Genomic DNA, 21,151 nt, shown 5'->3' on the forward strand with positions numbered 1-21,151 from the left:
AGGAGGTGATTCGAGATGCCCTCTGAGGGCAGGGCCGCCGGTTCGCCCGCCGAGGGCGACGCACATCTCACGGGGCGCCAGCTCGACGTCCTGCGGACCACGTATCCGGCGTGGGAGATCCACTACCTCGTTGACGCGCCGGATGCGGCCAGGTGGACGGCCGAGCTGCGGCGGCCGATCACGGTCCGGATGAGCGCGGCCGGGATCCGGCAGCGCATCGGCAGCCCGGACGCGGTCACGCTTGCGTCCACGCTGGCCCACCAGGCGTCCCTGATCCACAACGAGCGGGTCGAGGCCTGGCCCGGCTGACCACCTCGACGGCCCCTCTCCCGCTCATGCGCCCGGCCGCCATCCGCAGCATCTGGACCGATCGCGGCCGGGCTTCGCCCAGCACGCACCGCCGGTCAGCCGGGGACCTGGGGCAGGACCTTGGCGGCGAGGGCTTCGATGGCGGCGGCGACCCGGCCGGGGGCCTTGGCGTGGGCGGAGTGCCCCTGCCCGCGCAGCACTACCCTCTCCGCCTGCGGCAGCACTCGCTCCAGGGCGTCGAGCCGCTCGCCTAGATGCGCCGGGCTGCGGTCGCCGCCGAGCAGCACGACCGGCGCCTTGATCCCCGCGTAGGCCTCCAGCCGGACCCCGAGAGAATCCATGCCTACGTTGTCCTCGATCTGCCGGGGAACGAACGCCCGCATCCTCGGCACGACCGACACGAACACACCCACCAGGAACGACGCCCACGCGGGCAGCCCCACGGTCTCGCGTGTGAAGATCCTCATCGCCTTCCCCGGCCGGCCCGCCGCGATCGCCGCCTGCGTCAGCCTGTGGATCTCGCCGTCCGGGCCACCGAGCGGCGCGCCGACCACGATCGGCGGCTCGTAGATGACCGCGCCGGCGAACACGGACGGCGCGGCCACCATCGCCTCCAGGGCGATCACGGCGCCCGACGAGTGCCCGACGATCAGCATCGGCCCGCCGCCGACGGCCTCCGCCACCGCGAGAACGTGCTCCACCTCCTCCTCGACCGTGCACGGCCTTCCGGTGAGATCCAGCCGGTACCGGCGGCGGTGCGGGCGCACCACCCGATAGCGCGGCGTCAGCCGGGCGGCCACCTGCCTCCAGGACGTGCCATCGTCCAGCCCCGGATGGAGGACGAGGATGACCGGCCCCCGTCCTTCGTCGATGGCCCGCGCCTCGGTCCCGTCGGCCGCTGTCGTCGTGATCATGGCTCATCTCCTTAGCGACGCTAAGTCGAATTTAGCAGTGCTAAGGAGCCTCGACAACCCCGCATCGGACGGGTCATCCCCGAGCAGCCGCGATCCGGCCTCCGATGGAGTCGAGGACGAGATCAAGACCGAAGTGGAAGCGATCGAGCGCCCGTTGCAGCGTGTACGGCAGCACGGTGTCCGACACGGCGAACGCCCCCGCCTCCTCCAGCGCGGCAAGCCGCGGGAAGCGCCCGTTCATGCGCTCGCCCAGGAGCGGAGCCCGCCGCTCCCACCACTCGTCGTCGCTGCTCCCGGTCTGCACGGGCGCCAGCTCGGCCTCGACGACCGCCGACGCCGCACCCCGCGTGTACGACTCCACCGCCGCGACGCATCCGGCCACGTCGATGGCCGCCAGGCCGACCCCGTCGAGCAGGCCCAGTGCGGCGTCGTAGCGGGCGATGACGTTCGGGCCGAACACGGTCCGCGAGGTGGCCACCTGCAGCAGCCAGGGATGGGCGCGGTAGGCGGCCAGGTCGGACGCGGCCAGGTCACGCAGCCCGGCCCGCCACCCGCCATCGGCGTCGGGAAGGGGCCGGCCACCCACGACCCGTTCGACCATCAACTCGAGCAGTTCGGCCTTGCCCGGCACGTACGTGTACAGCGAGGCCGTCCCGATGCCGAGCGCCTGGGCCAGCGCCCGCATCGACAGGGCGGCCGGCCCGGCGCGGTCGGCCTCGGCGATGGCGGCGTCGACGATCCGCGACGTGTCGCTATCTCGACGACGTCCTGCCCTTCTACACGGCGCTCGGGTTCGACGTGACCTACCGCCAGGAGCGCCCCAACCCGTACGCCTGCGTCCACCGCGGCGGGATCGACCTGCACTTCTTCGGCGTCCCCGAGTTCGACCCCGCCGACTCCATGGGGAGCGTGATCGTGCAGGTCGAGGACACGGAGGCGCTGCACAAGTCGTTCGCCGCCGGGCTGCATGCGGCGTTCGGCAAGATCCCGGTGTCCGGAATCCCCGGATGACCCGGCCGCGGCGCATGCAGGGCGCCGCGGGCGGGTTCATGGTGGTCGATCCCGGCGGGAACTGGCTGCGGATCAGCAGGTACAAGGACGACGCCGACGAGCCCGACCCGTCGGAGGGCAGGCTGGCACGGGTGGTCGCCGCTGCCGCGCGCCAGGGGGACTCCCACGGCGACGAGGCGGCCGGGATCCGGGTGCTGGAGAACGGGCTCGCCCGGCACGCCGATGCGCCGCCCGCCCAGCGGTTGCCCGCGCTGGTCTACCTGGCCGAGCTGCGGCTGCGTACCGGTGATCGTGATGGGGCGGCGGCGCTGCTGGCCGAGGTCGAGGCGATGGAGCTGGCCCCGGCCGAGCGCGAGGCGCTCACCACCGACCTCGCCACCGCCACCGAACTGACCGCCGACCTGCACCGCTGACCGCCGGCCCCACTCCCGGCCACCTCTCCTGACCACGCACCCAGCTTCCGCCCGAACGGCGGCGTCACCATCGTGCCGGTGCCCGCGGCAGGTGGGCGGCGTGCGGAAAGTCCGGGGCGTTGTCAGTGCTTGGGGAGGAAGCCGATCCTGTCGCGGACCTCCGCCATGGTCTGCTTGGCCACCGCCGACGCGCGCTCCGCGCCGATGGCCAGCAGCCGGTCCAGCTCCTTCTCGTCCGACAGCAGCTTCTCCGTGCGCTCGCGGATCGGCGCGAACGCGTCCACCACGGCCTCCGCCACGTCCTTCTTGAACGTGCCGTAGCCCTGCCCCGCATAGCGGGCGACCAGGTCGGGGATGGGCGTGGCGGTCAGCGCGGACTGGATGCGCAGCAGGTTGGAGATGCCGGGCTTGTTCTCCTCGTCGAACAGGACCTCCGAGCCCGTGTCCGTGACCGCCCGCATGATCTTCTTGCGCAGCGGCCCCGGCTGCTCAAGGACGTCCAGGATCCCGGCCGGGCTCGACGACGACTTCGACATCTTCGCCGTCGGGTCCTGCAGGTCGGTGATCTTCTCGACCTCCTTGAGGATGTACGGCTCGGGCAGCGTGAACGTGTCGCCGAAGCGGTGGTTGAAGCGCTGGCCGAGGTCGCGCGTCAGCTCAAGGTGCTGCTTCTGGTCGGCTCCGACCGGGACCCGGTTGGCCTGGTAGAGCAGGATGTCGGCGGCCTGCAGGATCGGGTAGGTGAACAGGCCGACGCTGGCGGCGCTCTCCCCGAACTTGGCCGACTTGTCCTTGAACTGCGTCATCCTGCCCGCCTCGCCCATGCCGGTGAGGCAGATCAGGACCCAGGCGAGCTCGGTGTGCTCGCGTACGTGCGACTGCACGAAGACGGTGGAGCGCTCCGGGTCGAGACCGGCGGCGAAGAGCTGCGCGGCGGCCACGCGGCTGCGGCGGCGCAGGGCGGCGGGCTCGGTCGGCACGGTGATCGCGTGAAGATCGACCACACAGTAGAACGCGTCGTGGGTCTCCTGCAGAGTGACCCACTGGCGGACCGCACCCAGGTAATTGCCCAGGTGGAAGGAGTCCGCGGTGGGCTGGATGCCGGAGAGTACACGAGGTCTGGCCATAGCAGGCAATTGTGTCAGGAATCCTCGTCGGGCGGCGACTCGGCGACCGGTCGGCGTTTCACCCTCACCCTGGCGATACGGCGTCCGTCGAGCTCGGTGACGGTCAGCTCGAATCCCGGGATCTCCACCCGTTCCCCGATGACCGGCACGTGGCCCAGCATGGCCATCACGAACCCGCCCAGCGTCTCGTAAGGGCCGTCCGGCAGCCTGATGCCGGTCTCGGTGGCGAAGTCGTTGAGGTTCGTCAGGCCGTCGATCTCGATCTCGCCTGCGGGCAGGACCACGACATCCTCCTCGACGTCGTACTCGTCTCTGATGTCCCCGATCAGCTCCTCGACCAGGTCCTCCATAGTGACGATGCCGGCCGTGCCGCCGTACTCGTCCACCACGATCGCCAGGTGCTGGCCCTCATCGCGCATCTCGTTCAGCGTGGTGAGCAGGCGTTTGGAGGCGGGCACGAACTTCGCGGCGCGGATCGGCACGACGGTGCTGATGGGCTCGGTGCGGCCGATGAGCTCGGGGTCGAGCAGGTCGCGTACGTGGACGAAGCCGACGACCTCGTCGTACGACTCGCGGTAGACGGGGAAGCGGGAGTGCGGGAGCGCCGCGGCCAGCCGCGCCGCCTCGTCCAGCGGCGTGTCGGCGTCCATGAACTCCACCTCCGTACGCGGCAGCATCACCTCTCTGAGCTGCCGTTTCCCGGCGGCGAACACCTCGACGATCAGCTTGCGCTCGTCGGCGGTCAGGTCGGTGTGGCCGACGACCATGTCGCGCAGCTCCTCGGTGGTGACCTCCTCCCGGTCGGCCGCCGGATTACCGCCGAGCAGCCTGACCACGCCGTCGGTGGACTTCGACAGCGTCCAGATGACCGGGCGCGACAGGGCGGCGATCCAGTCCAGGAAGGGGGCCACGAACAGGGAGAGCCCCTCCGCCCGCTGCCGGGCCAGGCGCTTGGGGGCGAGCTCGCCGAGCACGAGCGACACGTACGAGATGGCCAGCGTCACCAGCACCAGCGCGAGCACAGGGGACACGGCCTCGGGCACCCGCCACCCTTCGAGCACGGGCACGAGCTGCTGGGCGAGCCGGTCGGCGCCGAACGCGGCCGACAGCATGGTCGCCACGGTCACGCCGATCTGCACGGCGGACAGGAAGCGGTTGGGGTCGCGGGCGAGCTTGGCCACGCGATCGCCCCGGCGGCCCCGCAGGGCGAGCTTCCGCACCTGGCCGTCCCTGAGGGAGACCAGCGCCATCTCGGCAGCGGCGAAGAAGCCTCCGATCAGAATGAAGATCAGGACCAGGGCGATGTTGGCCGCGACGGTGTCGAACATGGTGTTTGGCAGCGTACTCGTGGGCTTTCCCGCGTATGCTGATGGGCAAGCCCTACAAAATCAAACATATTTTAACAGGAGTAAACATGAGGTTGCTGGTCACCGGGGGGGCCGGATACGTGGGCAGCGTCGTCGCGGCGCAGCTCATCGAGGCGGGACACGACGTGACCGTACTCGACGACCTGTCGACCGGGCATCAGGACGCGGTGCCGGACGGTGCCCGATTTGTCCGGGCGGACATCGCCGCGGCCGGCGACGCGCTCGACGGCGTGGACGCGGTGCTGCACTTCGCGGCGAAGTCGCTGGTGGGCGAGTCGGTGGAGAAGCCGGGGCTCTACTGGGCCAACAACCTCGGCGGCACGCTGGCCCTGCTCGACGCCATGCGGGACAAGGGCGTGGGCAGGATCGTGTTCTCCTCGACGGCGGCCACGTACGGGGAGCCCGAGCGCTCCCCCATCCAGGAGAGCGACCCGACGCGCCCGACCAACCCGTACGGCGCGTCGAAGCTGGCCGTGGACACCGCGCTGAGCGCGTACGCGCGCATCCGCGGACTGGGGGCGGTGAGCCTGCGGTACTTCAACGTGGCCGGCGCCTACGGCCGCTACCGCGAGCGGCACACCGTCGAGACGCATCTCATCCCGAACGTGCTGAAGGTCGCGACCGGCGACCGCGCGTCGGTGAGCGTGTTCGGCACCGACTACCCGACGACCGACGGGACCTGCGTGCGTGACTACATCCACGTGTCCGACCTGTCGCGGGCGCACCTGCTGGCGCTGGAGGCGATCACGCCGGGCGAGCACAAGATCTACAACCTGGGCAGCGGCACCGGGTTCACCGTGCAGGAGGTGATCTCGGTCTGCCGCGAGGTCACCGGCCACGCGATCCCCGCCGTCGTGGGCGAGCGGCGCGCCGGCGACCCCGCCGTGCTGGTCGCCTCCTCCGCGAAGATCCAGCGTGAGCTGGGCTGGAAGGCCGAGCGGCCGGCGCTGCGCGACATCGTCTCCGATGCCTGGAACGCGCTTTCTGCCAAATGAGTGATGCGGCGGTGGATATGTGGTGTGATACCGAAACGTGAGGAGCTTTTCACCAAGGGTTACAAAACTGATCTTTGGCGCCCTCCTCGTGGTGGGCAGCCTCATCGCCGCCGCGGGCGTGATCTTCGCGACCACGCAGCCCGCTCCGGCCGTGCAGCCGGCGCACGGCCACACGCCGAGCGAGCTGTCCGTGGGGCTCTCGGAAGCGGAGATCGGGCTGGGAGGGCACCCCACCTGAACGCCGTTTCGGGAAGCGCGACCCGCCTGAACGCCGTTTCCGGGAGCGCAACCCGCCTGAACGCCGTTTCCGGAGCGCAACCCGCCTGAACACGAACGCGCGCCCCCGTTCGAGGGGACGCGCGTCACGTGGGTGGTGCGATCAGATGAGGCCGAGGTCCTTCACCGCGGTGCGCTCCTCCTCCAGCTCGCGGACGCTGATGTCGATCCGCTCGCGGGAGAAGGCGTCGATCTCGAGGCCCTGGATGATCTCGAACTTGCCGTTCGCCGCACGCACCGGGAACGACGAGATGAGCCCCTCGGGCACCCCGTAGGAGCCGTCGGAGACGACCGCCGCCGAGGTCCAGTCGGTGCCGTTGACCCAGTCGTGGACGTGGTCGATCGCGGCGTTGGCGGCCGAGGCGGCCGAGGAGGCGCCGCGGGCCTCGATGATGGCGGCGCCGCGCTTGGCCACCGTCGGGATGAACGTCTCCCGCAGCCACTCGCCGTCGACCTGCTCGGCCGCGACCTTGCCGCCGACCTCGGCGTGGAACAGGTCGGGGTATTGGGTGGCGGAGTGGTTGCCCCAGATCGTCATCTTCTTGATCTCGGTGACCGGAACCTGCAGCTTGGCCGCGAGCTGCGACAGCGCGCGGTTGTGGTCGAGCCTGGTCATCGCGGTGAAGCGGTCGGCGGGCACGTCGGGTGCGTGCTGCTGGGCGATGAGCGCGTTGGTGTTGGCCGGGTTGCCCACGACCAGGACCCTGATGTCGCCCGCGGCGTGGTCGTTGATCGCCTTGCCCTGCGGGCCGAAGATGCCGCCGTTGGCGCCGAGCAGGTCGCCGCGCTCCATGCCGGCCTTACGCGGCATGGCGCCGACCAGCAGGGCTACGTTGGCCCCGTTGAAGGCGACGTTGGGGTCATCGGTGATCTCGATGCCGGACAGCAGCGGGAACGCGCAGTCGTCCAGCTCCATCGCGGTGCCCTCGGCGGCCTTCAGTGCCGCCGGGATCTCCAGCAGGCTGAGCTTGACCGGCACGTCGGCGCCGAGCAACTGCCCCGACGCGATGCGGAACAGCAATGCGTAGCCGATCTGGCCGGCGGCTCCGGTGACGGTGACCTTGACGGGCGCAGTGGCTGACGACGCCATGGCCTTCCCCTAACTCGCGGCAGGAATCTTTGACGTCAGGATGTTACCCGCTCGTCATCGGCAGGTTTCCATCGCGGGCTGTTTCAGCTCCGGTTCGAAGTCGACCTTGCCGAAATGCCTGCTCATGAGCTCCGCGAGGACGCCCGTGCTGTAGAGGTTGGCGATGACGCCGTTCACCGCCCTGCAGGTCTTCGCGTCGCCGTTCTTGATGCCGACGGCGTAGCGCTCGTTGCTCAGCTTGGCGCCGAGGATCTTGTAGCGCAGGTTTTCGCGGTTGGCGAACCCGGCCAGGATCAGGTCTTCGCCGGGGATCGCGTCTACCTTGTTGCTCTTGAGCAGTTCCATGCAGACGGCGAGGTCGCTGGCCAGCACGGGCTTGACCTTCACCTTGTCCTGCACGTCGCCGACGGACGGACTGTTGGGGGCGCAGATCTCCTTGTCCTCGAGGTCGTCGATCGAGTCGATGCCGCTGCCCGCCCGCACCAGGACGTCGCGGTGCGCCAGGTAGTAGGGACCCGCGAACTGGGTCTCGCCCTTCTCGACGGCGTAGGTCGCGATGACGAGGTCCATCCTGCCCTCGGCCAGCGCGCGCCCCCGGTCATCCCTGCCGACCCTGACGAACGTCGTCTCCCTGGCCCCCAGCCCTTCGGCGATGCGCTTGGCGATCTCGATGTCGAAGCCCTGGAAGTCGTCGCCGTTCTGCAGTCCCACGCCGGGCAGGTCGCCCTTCACACCGATCACGATCTTCCCGGTCTGGGCAACCTTGTCCACCACCGAGGCGAACGAGCGCGAGGGGTCCTCACCGGGCGTCTCGACCGGATCGCGCTCCTCCTGGAACGCCAGGGGCGGCCAGCCGTTCATCGCCAGCGCGAGCGCCGCGGCGGCGACCATGACGAGCACGGTGCCGAACGCCGCCCACAGCTTCACGCGGCCGCGCCGCGCGGGCGCGGCGGGCTCGGTCATCGGGTACGGCGCCCCGTCCGTCTCCGGCGGTACCGGCTCCTGGCGCTCCGTCCCACCGGGCTGCCGGGTCATCGCTCCTGACCCGCCGGGCATCAGGGTCACGTCCCCGGAACCGCCGGGCGGCCCCGCCACGGACCCCTGCCCCGTCACAGGCCCCTGCCCTGTCGCGGGCCTCTGCCCCTGCCCTGTCACGGCCCCGTGTCCCGTCCGGTGCTCCTGGGAGCCCGCTAAGCCCTCCTGGGACGACGGCGCCAGGGAGCCCTGGTGCGCGGGCTTGTCGGTGATCGACCCGGCCGACACTCTGGTGAACGGCGTGGTGTCGTCGCTGGCCACCTGCACACCCCGGGTGAGCACGGCCGTGGACGCCCCCACCGTGGACGACTGCCCGAGCAGCCGCAGCAGGATCTGGTCGGCGGAGGGCCGCTCGGCGGCCGCCTTGGCCAGCGCGGAGCGCACCACGCTACGTAACGGCTCCGGCATCATCTCGACGTCGACCTCGTGGTTGAGGATCCGGTTGAGCACCACCGCGATGGACTTGCCCTCGAAGGCGGTCTTCCCGGTCGCCGCGAACGCGATGGTCGCGCCCCAGGAGAACACGTCGGTGTAGGGGCCGATCTCGTCCCCGGCGATCTGCTCGGGCGCCATGTAGGCGGGCGTGCCGATGGCCCGGCTGGTGATCGTGCCGGTGGAGTCGATGATCCGGGCGATCCCGAAGTCCACCACGCGCGGCCCGTCGGCGGCGATCAGCACGTTGTCCGGTTTGAAGTCCCGATGCACGATGTGGGCGTGGTGGATGGCAGTGAGCGCGGTGGCGGTGCCGATCGCGAGCCGGTCGAGGGCCGTGCCGGTGAGCGGCCCATCCGTATCGATGATCTCCCTGAGCGGCCGCCCGTCGATGTATTCGCTGGCGATGTACGGCGTGTCGCCGTCGAGATCGGCCTCTATCACCCTGGCCGTGCAGAACGACGCCACCCGCTGCGCCGCCTTCAGCTCCCTGGCGAAGCGCGACCTGGCGATGGTGTCGCCGGTGAACTTCACGTGCAGCAGCTTGATCGCCGCCCGCTCGCCCGCTTCGTCGACGCCCAGGTAGACGATGCCCTGACCGCCCTCCCCGATCCGTCCGGACAGCCGGAATGACCCCAGCTGAGTGGGATCGCCGGCCATCAGCGGCGAGATCTGCGGCATTCGTCTTTCCCCACGTTTTACCGAACTCCAACGAGGCAAACTTTACGACGCTCGGCATGTTCTCAGGGATCCGTTAACCGTTCGTGACGTCACGGTTCGCTTTACCGGTATTGAAAGCGGTCAAACCGCCGAGTCAGGGGAAACCCTCTTGCACGTACCGGTTACCACGAGGAGGCTCTGGATCATGGATCGTCCCTACGACATCGTGCTCTTCGGCGCGAGCGGTTTCACCGGCGCGCTCACGGCCGCCTACCTCGCCGGGGCCGCCCCGCCCGGCACCCGGTGGGCGCTGGCCGGGCGCGACCGGGCCAAGCTGGAGCGGCTCGGGCTCGACGTGCCGATCCTGATCGCCGACGCCACCGACCCGGGCTCGGTGGCGGAGCTCGCCCGCCAGACGCGCGTCCTTGCCACCACGGTCGGCCCGTACATCCGGTACGGCGAGCCGCTCGTCGCCGCGTGTGCCGAGGCCGGCACCCACTACCTGGACCTGACGGGCGAGCCCGAGTTCGTGGACCGCGTCTACGTGCGCTACCACGACCGGGCCGCCAGAAGCGGCGCCAAGATCGTGCACGCCTGCGGCTTCGACTCCATCCCGTGGGACCTCGGCGTCCTCTACACGGTCAGCCGGCTCCCCGAGGGCGTCCCGCTAAGGGTCAGCGGCTTCCTGCGGACGAGAATGCGCCCGTCGGGCGGCACCCTGGCCACTGCGATGACCATGTTCGGCCGGGCCCGTCAGATGGTCGAGGCCGGCACGCAGCGCCGCTCCGCCGAGCCCCGCCCGAAGGGACGCAAGGTGAGCTCGGCGCCCGGCGTCCTGCGGTACGTGGGCGGGTGGGCGCTGCCGTTGCCCTCCGTCGATCCGTACATCGTCGGCTACTCGGCCCGCCTGCTCGACCGCTACGGCCCGGACTTCACCTACCGCCAGTACTACGCCGTCAGGACCCTCCCGGCGGCGCTGGCGACGGCGGCGGGCGCGGGTGCGTTCGCCGCGCTCGCGATGATCCCGCCCGCCCGGGGCTGGATGCAGAGCCGGCTGAAGCCGGGCGAGGGCCCGTCGCCCGAGCGGCGCTCCAGGAGCTGGTTCAAGGTCACGTTCCTGGGCGAGGGCGGGGGCGAGCGCGTGGTCACGGAGGTCGCGGGCGGCGACCCCGGGTACGACGAGACCGCCAAGATGCTCGGCGAGGCGGCCCTGTGCCTGGCCTTCGACACGGTCCCGGACCGGTCGGGCCAGCTCACTACGGCCTCGGCCATGGGCCGCCCACTCATCGACCGCCTGCGGCGCGCGGGCATCACATTCGCCGCGAAATCCTGATCCCGGTCATTGGCACTCCTCGGCGCTGAAGGACGAGAACCAGGGCGGCTCGCCGTCCTCCGACACCACGTCGGCAGCCGAGCGTCCCCACCAGCGCTCCACCTCGAACACGACGGGAACGACCTCCTCCATGACGGCCGCGCAGTCCCCGACGGACATCACCAAGGTGAGCGAAATCGACCCGCCGGACGGGACTGTGCGGGGGAAACCGCCGTGGTCCCTGGGCTCCGCCGCCAGGAGCCGGTAATCGTCATGGGCCGGCACGCCGACCCCGGTGATGGTGACGGGCAGCCAGCCGTCGTTGACGAAGGTCTGCTGGATGGTGGTCTCGGTGCGCTGCGGCCGGCCGATCTCGTCCTTACGCACATATATCTGCCCACTGTCGTTGTCTCCGGAGGACAGGTGAGGGCTGATCGCACCGCTCAGCCAGCCCGCCGCGACGAGCATCGCCGCGATCCCGGCCATGAACCAGCGCCTGTAGCCGATCCCGCTCACCATTCCCGCCCCGGGATCGAGCCGCACCCAGATTTCGTCGGAAATCACTCCAGCCCCTCTGTTTGGCGATTCGGCATTCTGCTACTTTTTCCGGCGTGGCGAAAGACGGTTTCTGGTGTTAATCGGACTGGTGGTTCTTGCGTCCGTTGTGATTCCTATCGTCGGGGCCGCGGCCAACTCGCCAATGCACCGCATGAACGTCGAGCGGTTCGCACGCCGCCAAATGCTGGATGTCACGGCGTTCAACGGTCGTCACATTCTGCGATATCTCCAGGTCACCCAGCGGTGGCGGTGGATGGGAACGGCCGCGGGAGTGACCGCCATGCCACTCACCATGACCACGAGCTCGTTTAGCGTCAGCCCCTACTTTCCGGTTACCGGCTGGCTGCTCGGGGCCGTGGCCGGGGAAATCGCATTCGGCCGCGCAATAGGCCGGATACGCCGTCCGCTGGGCATGCGGCTGGTTCCGCCGGCGCTCATGACCGTCTGGGTGATCTGCGCCGCCATCTCGTGCGGAATGGCCTTGAGCACGGTGGCGCGTTCCTATTCGCAGGAGGTCGGGATCGGGCAGCGCCTCGGCGCCGTCGCCACGCTCGCGGCGGTGGCGGTCGTGCTGACCATGGTGGGTGAATTACACCGGCGGGCGCTGCCCGCGGGACCCGCGGACCTGGTCGGGGCGGAACTGGCCACGCGGTCCCGCTCCGCGCGCTCGCTGACGGCGGCGGGCGCGGCAGTGGCGCTGTGGACTTCGATGAACGCCCTGCCCGAGCAGGTCACAAGCGACCTCAATGTGGTCGGCCTACCGATCGTCTTCGGCCTGCCGATCCTGGCATGGTTCAAGGGCGGCGATCCCTGGCAGGTCTCCACATCAGGAAAAAGGCGGATTTGGGGCCGGTCCGCCGTGAGCATGGCGCTGGCCGGTGCGACGCTGTGCTTCGGCTTGTCCGTCGAGGCGCCGGAGCCGGACGGCGACCACCGTGCCGTCCAGCCTGAACGCATCGGTTCCACCGCCCAGCCCTTCCGGTACGCGCGGATGGACCCGCAGTCGCGCACGTGGGTGCTGCTGGGCCAGGGCGAGCGGCTCCTGGTGGACCGGGCCGCCACGCGACTCCCCGGCGACGATCGGCGGGCGCCCTTCGCCATCAGCGGCGACGGCCGGCGCATCGTCTACCTCGATGAGGAGACCCATCACCTGGTCCTCCACGATCTGTCGAAGCGCGACGACCCACGCGAGCTCACCGGGCCACTGTCCGGCGCGGCCCCCGAAGTGACGCTGTCGCGGGACGGCCGCTATGTGAGCGTCGGCGCGGAGATGATCGACACCGCCACTGGCGCCCGCCTTCGCCTTTCCGGCGTCGGGCGCGTGCTCGGCCTCGGGCCCGGCGGCGTGGTCGCCACCACCGGCCGCCGCGCGCTGCCCGGCGCCCCCGACACCGAGCTGCTCACGATCGACCTCCAAGGCACCGTGCGGACGCGGGTGCCGTACGACCCCACGCTGGAGGCGCTGTCCACGCCCGACGGCCAGGAGCTGGCCGTGGTCACCGGCGACGAGGTGCTGACCATGGATCCCGGCACCGGGAAGATCCGCGGGCGGGCGAAGCTCCGCCTCCCCGGACACTATGGCGCGCCGGAGGCGCTGAGCTGGGCCGAGGACGGGCGACTCCTGGTCAGGATCATCCCGATGGACGAGGAGAAGGACGCCTATCACCTGGTCGATCGGCGGACGGGCAAGGCCCGCCCGGTGGCGGACATGCCGGACGGGCTCGACGCCGCGGTGTTCGGGAGGTTCCAGTGAGGCGGCTCCCATGGCGGTCCGCTCTCGCCGCGGTGGCGGTGGCCGTGGCCGTCGTGTGGGTGATCGATCCCCTGGCTCTCCCCGGCGAGCGGCCCATCCAGTTCCTCCGCCCCGAACTTCCCCGGGCGGCGAGTGCTCCCAAACCTCAGAAGCTCTCCAAGTACGCCTCGCCCGTCCGCTACGCGTACGTGCCGGCCTGCCAGGACGGATCCGGCCCGTGCGCGAACTGGAACCTGGTCACCGCGGGCGGCGAGCGCGGCTGGCTGCCCGGCGCCGACGCCGCGGGATCCCTCGCGCTCAGCCAGGACGGCACCCGCGCGGCCTACCTGCGCGGCAAGGACGAGCGGTACGTCGTGGCCGACCTGAGGACGGGCACACTCACGCCCCTCCCCGTACGGCAGAAGGGCGGCTCGGTCGGCGAGATCTTCGGAGCCCAGCCCCCGCTCTTCTCCCTCGACGGCCGACACCTGCTCATCCAGCTCGACCGCCTGGACAAGGACGACGAGACGGTGCTGGAGCGCCCGATGATCGTCGACATCGACCGCGGCGCCGTCCACCGCCTGCCCGCCACCGACCGGGTGGTGGGCTGGACCGACGGCGGCCTCCTCGTGGTGACGAGCAAGCGCACCGCCGGCCTGCCCGGGCACGTCACGAAGGCGAAGTTCACCGTGTACTCGCCCCAGGGCAAGGCGGTCAGGACGTTCACGCTGCCGGGCAACCTCACGTACGCCACCGTCCCGTCCCCTTCCGGTCGCACACTGGCCTCGCCCGTACACGAGATCACCCCGTACGGCGTCGCCGACTTCGGCGTCACCCTGATCGACACGTCGTCGGGCAGGCCCGTGCGCACGATCGTCCCGGGACTGCCCGCCGGATGGCGGATCAGGGAGATCGTGCGCTGGGACGGCGAGGACGCCCTCGTCGTCAAGAGCAGTGGCCCGTACAACGAGACCGGGCACCACGTCCTTGACCTCGCCACGGGCGGCATGCGGCCGATCGGCGCCGACATGTCGGACGTGGCGGACCTGCCCCTGCAACCGGCCGGTCTCGGGGTGGTCGTGGCGAACGTGCGCTAGTAGGGCAGGCTCCAGGTGGCGAAAGACTTGCGCAGGTACGGGGTCTTGAACTTCGGGTACGCCACCGTGCTGATGTCCCCGTCAGAGGTGTAGCGCATGTCCGGGTTGCTCTTCAGCCAGTCCAGCCAGGCATGCGAGCAGAACTGGGCGCAGTCGCCCTTCTTCTCCATGACCTTGATCCGCGGGATGCCGGCCGGGTCGAACGCCTTGCTGAACGGCGCCGGAGCAGGCGTATAGCCCGCCAGGAACGCGCCCTGGTGGTGGTAGTGCTTACCGTGCATGGCCCAGTTCTTCTTGCTCGGCTGGTTGCCGTACGGCAGGGCGATCGTGGACGGCTTGATGTACGACAGGGCGTTGATCTGCTGGGCGATCGTGCCGATCTGCTCCTCGACCTCCTTCTGCGAGCGGCCGCGCAGGTTGAGGTGGTCGCGGGTGTGGTTGCCGATGTCGAACCCGTTGTCTTTCAGCCAGATCAGCGCCTGGGACTGCTCCTCGCGTACGGTCTTGCCGAACATGTCGCGGGTCACGTAGAGCGTGGCGACCGGGCGGAAGCCCGGGTGCTTGGCGGCCACCTCCTTCAGGATCGCGACCGCCGTGTCCTTCTGCGGGACGCCCATCTCGTTCAGCGTGAGCTGCGAGGGGGAGGAATCATCGAAGGTCAGGACCACCGGATGCTTGCCGGCCGGGATGGCGATCTTGCCGGACACCATCTCGGCGGCCGTGATCGGCACGTAGTCCTCCTTGACCAGCCGCTCCAGGTCCGCGCGGAACTGCTTGGGCGTCCTGTCGTCGGTCGTGGCCGGCTTGTCGATGATCCGGTGAAACATCAGCACCGGGATCTGGCCCAGCTCGTTGGCCTTGACCTTGGCGGCGCGCTGGATCTTGGCGGCCTTGCTGGCCTTGGCCTTGGCGGCGGCGTTGGCCTTGGTGTCCACCACCTTGGCGGTGTCGGGCTGCGAGCCGCACCCGGCCAGGACGGCCGCGGCCGCCAGCACCCCCGTCCCACTCAAAACACGCAGTCGCATCCGAACCCCCCGAGACGCGTACGACTGTTACGAGAGAGCTCCTACCCCACTGATCAACTACGCCACGCCGCCACACCGTCAAGACATGGTCTTGAAAAGCCGAAAGGCCCGCCCGCGGGCAGCCCTCCAAGCAGGAACGATCAAGCCATCTTCTTCTTGAGGGACTGTCTGACCGCTTCGCCAACTTGGAGGGCACGTGCCGAAGACGGCGCCGACATGGGTTCCAGCCGTCATTGTCGATCAACGTCTGTCATCGTTGAGTCACCTCGGACGGCCCAGAGGCGGCCCGGCACCCAGCCGAGCCCGATGGCCGTAATGCCAGTCGGATCAGGCTCCGCGAGCCTACGCGGCGATCTTTTTCGTGAAGATGCGGCCCGTATTCACCCACGCACCCCAGGCCAGCCGCTCAGCCGCCTGCGGCCTGCCGCGCCTTGTGAGCCTGCATCACTGCCACGATGACCTGATCGAGCGCCCTCCTTCACCGTGCTGCCGACATTCGTCAATTGCTTGGCCGTGGCCAGCAGACCGTCGTCCAGCTTCACCCCACGTGCGTTGAACGTGACGAGCTCAACGGATGGAGCTGGGCATCACCTTTTCAGGTGGGTGGCGCCCGGAAATTGTCGGTGGCGGTGTGTAGCGTCGCGTGCGCACGTTGATGTGCGGGGTTCGGCGCCGGGGGGAGGGGCGGGTGCGCATGGCTGGCGACCGCGACCTGTACCGGGCATCGGGCCGTGGTGGAGGCGACCGGGGAGGTGGTGGCCGGGCCGGTGCTGGCTGAGCGGGTGGCCTGGCTGACCGCGCTGGCCCAGGCCCTGACCGCCGGGATCGTTGCGGAGCGGTGGAATGCGCGGGATCTGGATCTTCTGGCCGCCGGGGTCGGGGTGGACGAGCGGGTGTTGCCGGTCAAGGGGTGGATGGCGATCCGCAGGCTGGGCTGGGGGTGTGCTGCCGGAATACCCGGTGGCGGAATAATCGGTGGCGGGGTGAGCGGCGGCGGGGTGTATGTGTCGGATCGGGTGCGGCGGTGCGCGGAGGAGCAGGCGGCCCGCATGTTGCGGGCGGCGCTGCACCGGCGGGGGGTCGTGGCGGCGATCCTGGCCGCCTGGCCGGCCGATCCGCGGCGGCGTAGCGAGGTGGAGTGGAAGGCGTTGCGCGCGGCGCTGCCGCAGGGGGTCACCGCCGCGGAGATCCGTAACCGCACCCGGCAGATCCGCGCCGCGCTGGAGCGCGAGGGCGCGTTGCCGGGTGACATCACCGAGGTGGAGGAGCCGCCGCGGGTCGCCGCCCAGGCGGTGCTGGCGGCGGCCGACAAGCAACTGGTCACCCTGACCCGCACCGGCGACACCGGCGCACTGTTGCGGGTACAGTTGCCGCTGAACGCCTCGCCCGCCTCCCGCGAGGATTGGGCGTGGCATGCCATCACGTTCACGCTGCCGCCCACCGTCTCGGATGAGGCCAAACTCTGCACCCCCACGGTGCGCATCACCGACGGCAAAGTGCGCATCGATCTGCCGTTCCAGACGCCGATCCCTTCTGCCCCGGCCAGCGGCCACACCGTGGCCCTGGGCCTGGACTGGGGCGTAAACACACTCTTCACCGGTACCATCGCCCGGCTTCGCGAGGGCCGGGTGTGCGCCGACGGGCGGATGCTGCGCTACGACGCCACGGTGATCTCGGCCAAGCTGCATCGACTGCGCGGCCAGCGCGAACACCTGGCCGCCAAACGCGACCACTGCGCGGCGCTGTTGTCCGGGCTGGGTACCGCCGACGCCTGCGATGCCCCAGATGTCTGTGATGGCAGTGATGCCCGTCGTGGGGCGTTGGAGCGCAGGCACCAGGTGCTGGCAGTCGAGCATGAGCGGGTGTGCGCCCGGATCCGGCGCCTTGATCATGCGCTGTCCTGGTCGGCGGCGCGGTGGGCGGTCGATCAGGCCCTCGCGCTCGGCGCCGGGGTGATCTACCTGGAGGATCTGGCCACGCTGGAGGCGCGCGGGGTCCGCCGCGGCAACGCCGCGCTGTCGGGGCAGGTACGCGGCACGGTGATCGAGGCGATCCGGCACCTGGCCGCCAAAGACGGCATCGCGGTGGTGACCGTGCCCGCCCGGGGCACCTCCCACTCCTGCCCCCGCTGCGGGGACGGCACCAGCGTGCTGCGGCATGTCCCGGCGCCCGACCGGCTGGGTGAGCGCGGCTGGAAGTGGGCGTATTGCCCGGCGTGTGGGCTGTCGTGCGACCGGGATCACGCGGCGGCCGAGCGGATCGCCGCCCGCGGCCTGCTCGCCCAAAGCCACACCCGCACCGAGGCGGCCACCGGCGTGCGCAGCATCACGGTGGTGGCAGAGGGCAACGTGGCCCGGGCGCGCCGCAGGACAAGGCCCACCCGGGCGGCACGGCGGGCCCGGCGCACCCGGACCGATGTGCATCCGCGCCCGCCGGCCCGGGCCCGCAACAAGACCCGGCCGACCCCCAAACGACGGCAGGTCAGCCGCCCTGCCAGCCGCCCCGCCACGACATCACGCACAACCTCCAGCCGTGTGCCCGACCGGCGCACGGTGCCCGCCCCCGCCCCCGACGCACCTGGGACGGGACAGCGTCCGGCGGGCCAGGCACCCCAGGCATCCCACCCACCGGCGGGCCGTACAGGGCCTGCACGCGATCCTCGCCACCGGACCGGCTTCCACCGTGTCACAGCCACCCCCGTACTCCCCCTCGGAGCGTACGGAGACGGCCCGCCACGCGCCACGCCCGCCCGGAATGCCGGAAACCCTCAGGCAAACACAGAGAATCGCAGACGCTTCCGGACACCAGCTACGGCACATAGTGGAGCGCCTAGATGATGATCAGCCACTCGAACGTCATCACGTTGATCGACACCCAGGCCGGCAAACCGATGTCACGCGCGAGTTGATTCAGCAGTCCGGTACGCGGTGCGCCCAGCTCGAGGAACGCCAGGGCACCGATGAACGGCGAGAGGAACAGCGGCGCGATCACGACAAGAGCAGCCGCCTCATCGGCACATCGGTGCGTGCCAGGACCCAGGCCAGCGCGCCACCCAGAGCCGTGGCCAGGACCCCGCACGCCAGCGACGTGGCCATGGTCTGGGCCAAGACGCCCCAGATCTGGGGAGAGCCGTACGAGTTTGCCAGAGCCTCGAGCGTGAAGGTGTCCAGCGGGTTCCGAGGGTTCTCCGAGACGGCGCGGACGAACACCAACGCGGTCGGAGCACCCTCTGGCCCGCGGCTCCGCTCTGGCTAGCCGGCGATGATGCCGGCCTCGGCAAGGACGGCTAGGAACAGGCCGAGGCACAGCAGGGATACGGGCCAGACCTTCTGGGTCGCGGCGAGGACGGCACCTGCGAGGAGGGCTATGAGGGCGAGGATGGTGACAATGTCCACGGGCTCTCCGTTCCTGCGGTGATTACCTACGGTAGGTGTCCAGCCCGTGCTTGGTTGCATCCACATGCGAAACGGCCCCTACCTTGCGGCGTAACCGCAAATAGAGGCCGTATTCGACAGTCAGGCTATCTTCTTCTTGAGGGACTGTCAGACCGCTTCGCCGACTTGGAAGGCACGTGCTGAAGACGGCGCCGACGTGGGTCGGGAGCCGTCATTGCCGATCAACGTCTGTCATCGTTGAGCCACCTAGGACGGCCCAGAGACGGCCCGGCACCCAGCCGAGCGCTTCGACTCGGAGGTTCCGCAGCGCCGGCTCGGTGTGCTCGGGTGCCGCAGCGTGATCAGGAGTAGAAGTGCATGACGATGGCAAGCCCGACGACGTGCATGAGCACCACCACAGTGATCAGCGCGACGAACACGAACTTGGCCGGCCCATGCTCGAAGTGCTGACCCTCCTTCAAGGGCGGCAACTTCGCCTGGCGCTCGGCGATGCGCTCTTCCAGCGGCTTGCGGTAAAACACCGGGACGTCCCTCCAGGGCCGGCACACGAATGATTTGCGTGGCATCTGTTTGTGAGCTATTAGTTTGTACACCAAGTAATTTACCAGAGGTAGAGGGAGGCGCAGGCAGATGGAGCCTGTGATAGAGACAACAGATCTCCTGGCGCTGGACCGGCAGGTCTGCTTCGCCCTCAGCATCGCCTCCCGCAGCGTGATCGGCCTCTACCGGCCGCTGCTGCAGCCCCTGGGACTGACCCACCCGCAATACCTGGCCATGCTCGCGCTCTGGCAGCACGAGCCCTTGTCGGTCAAGGAGTTGGGCGAGCTGCTCCAGCTCGACCCGGGCACCTTGTCCCCCCTGCTCAAGCGGCTGCAGGCCCTTGGCTACATCCATCGCGAGCGCAACAGCAAGGACGAGCGGGCCCTGGCCGTGACCCTCACTCCCACCGGCCGGCAGCTCAGAGCGGAAGCAGAGAAGATCCCGCCCGCCATCGTGGCCCGTCTCGGCATGGACCTCGACGAGCTGCAAGACCTGCACCAGGCGCTGATGCGAGTGATCGCAGCAACACGTGGCACCAACGGCCCCGAGCCGCAGGACCCTTGACGACGCAAGCACGGCGGCCCGACCCGGTCGCGCGATGATCGCCCGACGGCCTGCGCCGCAGTGTGATCATCCACATATCACGCAGTTCGTCATTGGATCGCGCTGGATCGTATGCGAGCATGAACTGCTGCTGAATATCCTTAGGTGAACCATAGAAATCCATGCCTTCGATTACTGGCCGCCCGTTCGGCATGACCTTCTTGCCCAGCCTCTTGATTTCGTCGTCACCGAGCCAGAATTTCTTTTCGTTCTCCAGCTCGATCATCCGGGCCCACTCCGGGTCGACGATGGCGGCACCGCAGTCGCCGTAGGTGGTGCAGCCGATGGCTCCGCCTCCCTCTTCTCTGGAGCCGCAGCTCCCGATATACAGTCCGCATCCTCCAAGCACGATGCCGTACTGGGCGTAGACGTCGTCGGCCGATTGGTGGTCGACGCCTGGCGTGTCGGAGGAACTGCCGATGCTGGCGGTGGCATGGCCGGTGGGGTCGGTGCCGGTCAGGGGTGAGGCGTTGGCGTAGGTGTAGCGGTTGGCCTGGACGGACGGGTTGGGGGTGAGGGTGGCGGTGTCGCGGCTGGTGAAGGTGCCGCTGCCGGGCTGATACCAGCGGGAGTGCATGTTGACCTTGCCGGTGTCCGGGTCGGTGTATTCCCCCTGGTAGCCGAGCTGGGTCTTGGCGCCTGTCTGGGCGGTGACGGTACCGCACGGGTCGTAGGCGGCAGACGTCTGCAGGCTGCTGGTGAAGGTGGCTACCAGGTCGCCGTGGGGCCTGGCAGGGGAGCGTCCCGGAGTTTGCCGCCCTTTGGAGGAGCGAAGACGAGACGGTATTCGCTGTACTTGAGCTGTTGGACGACGTGAAGCGTGTCCGATTCGAAGTCGAGCGCGTCCACGTCCACCGCGAAGATCGCGCCAGTCGAGATCTCTCTTCCCTGGGGCAACGCGAACGGGCCACTGGTAACGAGGTGCCTGATCTTCACGCAGGAGAACGGCGACGTGGTACGCCGCCCAAGCTTCAACAACGTCCATTGGAAGACGGCGCTCGTGCAAGCGGGTGTCATTCCGGAGCGCAAGCGCGGCGAGCCGCACGCGGCCGCCCGCGCGCATGGCATGCACGCCTTGCGGCACTTCTACGCGTCAGTGCTCCTGGACGCCGGAGAGAACATCAAGGCCCTCAGCGAGTATCTCGGGCACCACGATCCGGGGTTCATCCTGCGGACCTACACCCACCTCATGCCGAGCAGCCAGGAACGGACGCGGAACGCCGTCGCCGCCCTGTTCGCGCCCGATCCGAAGCCGTGACG

General features: G+C 69.6%; 23 protein-coding genes and 1 pseudogene. 11 read left to right on the top strand and 13 right to left on the bottom strand.

Annotated elements, in window-relative coordinates; all coding sequences use genetic code 11:
* The first annotated feature begins 15 nt into the window (after nucleotides 1–15).
* The gene (locus EJK15_RS14575) at nucleotides 16–309 is read left to right on the top strand and encodes a hypothetical protein (RefSeq protein ID WP_138710947.1); all 294 of its coding nucleotides are present in this window, start codon (nucleotides 16–18) and stop codon (nucleotides 307–309) included.
* A gap of 95 nt (nucleotides 310–404) precedes the next feature.
* Here the strand turns inward: EJK15_RS14575 and EJK15_RS14580 are convergent, their stop codons facing one another.
* On the bottom strand, nucleotides 405–1,223 hold the full coding sequence (locus tag EJK15_RS14580) for an alpha/beta fold hydrolase (RefSeq protein WP_138710948.1): 819 nt from the start codon (nucleotides 1,221–1,223) through the stop codon (nucleotides 405–407).
* A 73-nt stretch (nucleotides 1,224–1,296) separates the two neighbouring features.
* Nucleotides 1,297–1,962, bottom strand: a complete 666-nt coding sequence (locus EJK15_RS74485) for a TetR/AcrR family transcriptional regulator (protein ID WP_276615393.1) — start codon at nucleotides 1,960–1,962, stop codon at nucleotides 1,297–1,299.
* Between the two features lie 59 nt (nucleotides 1,963–2,021).
* Between EJK15_RS74485 and EJK15_RS74490 the strand changes: the two genes are divergently transcribed.
* A complete protein-coding gene (locus EJK15_RS74490; protein ID WP_240776977.1) occupies nucleotides 2,022–2,234 on the top strand; it encodes a VOC family protein in 213 nt (70 codons plus the stop codon).
* Nucleotides 2,231–2,647 carry a hypothetical protein gene (locus EJK15_RS72750; protein ID WP_206060846.1) on the top strand — a complete coding sequence of 139 codons (417 nt, stop codon included), beginning with the start codon at nucleotides 2,231–2,233 and terminating at the stop codon, nucleotides 2,645–2,647. Before EJK15_RS74490 ends, EJK15_RS72750 begins: the two co-directional genes overlap by 4 nt.
* A gap of 122 nt (nucleotides 2,648–2,769) precedes the next feature.
* Here EJK15_RS72750 and trpS read toward each other — a convergent pair whose 3' ends face one another.
* The gene (trpS, locus tag EJK15_RS14595; protein WP_171074299.1) at nucleotides 2,770–3,774 is read right to left on the bottom strand and encodes a tryptophan--tRNA ligase; all 1,005 of its coding nucleotides are present in this window, start codon (nucleotides 3,772–3,774) and stop codon (nucleotides 2,770–2,772) included.
* A 14-nt stretch (nucleotides 3,775–3,788) separates the two neighbouring features.
* Nucleotides 3,789–5,102, bottom strand: coding sequence for a hemolysin family protein (locus tag EJK15_RS14600; RefSeq protein WP_138710951.1), 1,314 nt, complete (start codon nucleotides 5,100–5,102; stop codon nucleotides 3,789–3,791).
* A gap of 86 nt (nucleotides 5,103–5,188) precedes the next feature.
* Between EJK15_RS14600 and galE the strand changes: the two genes are divergently transcribed.
* Both galE and EJK15_RS70530 read left to right on the top strand, forming a co-directional pair.
* The gene (gene galE / locus EJK15_RS14605; protein WP_138710952.1) at nucleotides 5,189–6,136 is read left to right on the top strand and encodes a UDP-glucose 4-epimerase GalE; all 948 of its coding nucleotides are present in this window, start codon (nucleotides 5,189–5,191) and stop codon (nucleotides 6,134–6,136) included.
* 91 nt (nucleotides 6,137–6,227) lie between these two features.
* The gene (locus tag EJK15_RS70530) at nucleotides 6,228–6,374 is read left to right on the top strand and encodes a hypothetical protein (protein ID WP_171074300.1); all 147 of its coding nucleotides are present in this window, start codon (nucleotides 6,228–6,230) and stop codon (nucleotides 6,372–6,374) included.
* Nucleotides 6,375–6,515: 141 nt separating this feature from the next.
* On the opposite strand, the gene EJK15_RS14610 is transcribed toward EJK15_RS70530, so the two are convergent.
* Together EJK15_RS14610 and EJK15_RS14615 are read right to left on the bottom strand one after the other, a co-directional pair.
* Nucleotides 6,516–7,502, bottom strand: coding sequence for a malate dehydrogenase (locus EJK15_RS14610; RefSeq protein ID WP_138710953.1), 987 nt, complete (start codon nucleotides 7,500–7,502; stop codon nucleotides 6,516–6,518).
* Between the two features lie 54 nt (nucleotides 7,503–7,556).
* On the bottom strand, nucleotides 7,557–9,650 hold the full coding sequence (locus EJK15_RS14615; protein ID WP_138710954.1) for a serine/threonine-protein kinase: 2,094 nt from the start codon (nucleotides 9,648–9,650) through the stop codon (nucleotides 7,557–7,559).
* Nucleotides 9,651–9,834: 184 nt separating this feature from the next.
* Between EJK15_RS14615 and EJK15_RS14620 the strand changes: the two genes are divergently transcribed.
* A complete protein-coding gene (locus tag EJK15_RS14620) occupies nucleotides 9,835–10,962 on the top strand; it encodes a saccharopine dehydrogenase family protein (RefSeq protein ID WP_138710955.1) in 1,128 nt (375 codons plus the stop codon).
* Nucleotides 10,963–10,968: 6 nt separating this feature from the next.
* On the opposite strand, the gene EJK15_RS14625 is transcribed toward EJK15_RS14620, so the two are convergent.
* Nucleotides 10,969–11,505: a hypothetical protein gene (locus EJK15_RS14625; RefSeq protein WP_138710956.1), complete on the bottom strand. Its 537-nt coding sequence runs from the start codon at nucleotides 11,503–11,505 to the stop codon at nucleotides 10,969–10,971.
* A gap of 145 nt (nucleotides 11,506–11,650) precedes the next feature.
* On the opposite strand from EJK15_RS14625, the gene EJK15_RS14630 reads away from it, so the two are divergent.
* Nucleotides 11,651–13,252 (top strand): hypothetical protein, encoded by a 1,602-nt coding sequence (locus tag EJK15_RS14630; protein WP_138710957.1) that lies wholly within the window; start codon nucleotides 11,651–11,653, stop codon nucleotides 13,250–13,252.
* On the top strand, nucleotides 13,249–14,328 hold the full coding sequence (locus EJK15_RS14635; RefSeq protein ID WP_138710958.1) for a WD40 repeat domain-containing protein: 1,080 nt from the start codon (nucleotides 13,249–13,251) through the stop codon (nucleotides 14,326–14,328). Before EJK15_RS14630 ends, EJK15_RS14635 begins: the two co-directional genes overlap by 4 nt.
* Here EJK15_RS14635 and EJK15_RS14640 read toward each other — a convergent pair.
* Nucleotides 14,325–15,353: a polysaccharide deacetylase family protein gene (locus EJK15_RS14640; RefSeq protein WP_240776978.1), complete on the bottom strand. Its 1,029-nt coding sequence runs from the start codon at nucleotides 15,351–15,353 to the stop codon at nucleotides 14,325–14,327. The genes EJK15_RS14635 and EJK15_RS14640 overlap by 4 nt on opposite strands.
* Before the next feature lie 731 nt (nucleotides 15,354–16,084).
* Between EJK15_RS14640 and EJK15_RS14645 the strand changes: the two genes are divergently transcribed.
* On the top strand, nucleotides 16,085–18,190 hold the full coding sequence (locus tag EJK15_RS14645) for a zinc ribbon domain-containing protein (RefSeq protein ID WP_138710959.1): 2,106 nt from the start codon (nucleotides 16,085–16,087) through the stop codon (nucleotides 18,188–18,190).
* On the opposite strand, the gene EJK15_RS70535 is transcribed toward EJK15_RS14645, so the two are convergent.
* The 4 genes from EJK15_RS70535 to EJK15_RS14655 all read right to left on the bottom strand — a co-directional run bounded on the left by EJK15_RS70535 (nucleotide 18,183) and on the right by EJK15_RS14655 (nucleotide 19,269).
* A complete protein-coding gene (locus EJK15_RS70535) occupies nucleotides 18,183–18,344 on the bottom strand; it encodes a hypothetical protein (protein ID WP_171074301.1) in 162 nt (53 codons plus the stop codon). The genes EJK15_RS14645 and EJK15_RS70535 overlap by 8 nt on opposite strands.
* Complete coding sequence (locus EJK15_RS14650; protein WP_138710960.1) at nucleotides 18,341–18,565, bottom strand: hypothetical protein; 225 nt, start codon at nucleotides 18,563–18,565, stop codon at nucleotides 18,341–18,343. The genes EJK15_RS70535 and EJK15_RS14650 overlap by 4 nt, the downstream gene beginning before the upstream one ends.
* Before the next feature lie 39 nt (nucleotides 18,566–18,604).
* Nucleotides 18,605–18,748: a hypothetical protein gene (locus EJK15_RS70540; RefSeq protein WP_171074303.1), complete on the bottom strand. Its 144-nt coding sequence runs from the start codon at nucleotides 18,746–18,748 to the stop codon at nucleotides 18,605–18,607.
* Nucleotides 18,749–19,089: 341 nt separating this feature from the next.
* On the bottom strand, nucleotides 19,090–19,269 hold the full coding sequence (locus EJK15_RS14655; RefSeq protein WP_138710961.1) for a hypothetical protein: 180 nt from the start codon (nucleotides 19,267–19,269) through the stop codon (nucleotides 19,090–19,092).
* Nucleotides 19,270–19,378: 109 nt separating this feature from the next.
* On the opposite strand from EJK15_RS14655, the gene EJK15_RS14660 reads away from it, so the two are divergent.
* Nucleotides 19,379–19,852 (top strand): MarR family winged helix-turn-helix transcriptional regulator, encoded by a 474-nt coding sequence (locus tag EJK15_RS14660; RefSeq protein WP_138710962.1) that lies wholly within the window; start codon nucleotides 19,379–19,381, stop codon nucleotides 19,850–19,852.
* 484 nt (nucleotides 19,853–20,336) lie between these two features.
* Here the strand turns inward: EJK15_RS14660 and EJK15_RS77540 are convergent.
* Nucleotides 20,337–20,831: pseudogene (locus EJK15_RS77540) on the bottom strand (RHS repeat-associated core domain-containing protein); the annotation flags it as partial.
* Here EJK15_RS77540 and EJK15_RS74495 point away from each other — a divergent pair.
* A complete protein-coding gene (locus EJK15_RS74495) occupies nucleotides 20,712–21,149 on the top strand; it encodes a site-specific integrase (protein WP_138710963.1) in 438 nt (145 codons plus the stop codon). The pseudogene EJK15_RS77540 and the gene EJK15_RS74495 sit on opposite strands and share 120 nt — an antisense overlap.
* The last annotated feature ends 2 nt before the right edge of the window (nucleotides 21,150–21,151 follow it).

Origin of the sequence: Nonomuraea basaltis, assembly GCF_005893125.1 — a bacterium.
Taxonomy (GTDB): domain Bacteria; phylum Actinomycetota; class Actinomycetes; order Streptosporangiales; family Streptosporangiaceae; genus Nonomuraea; species Nonomuraea basaltis.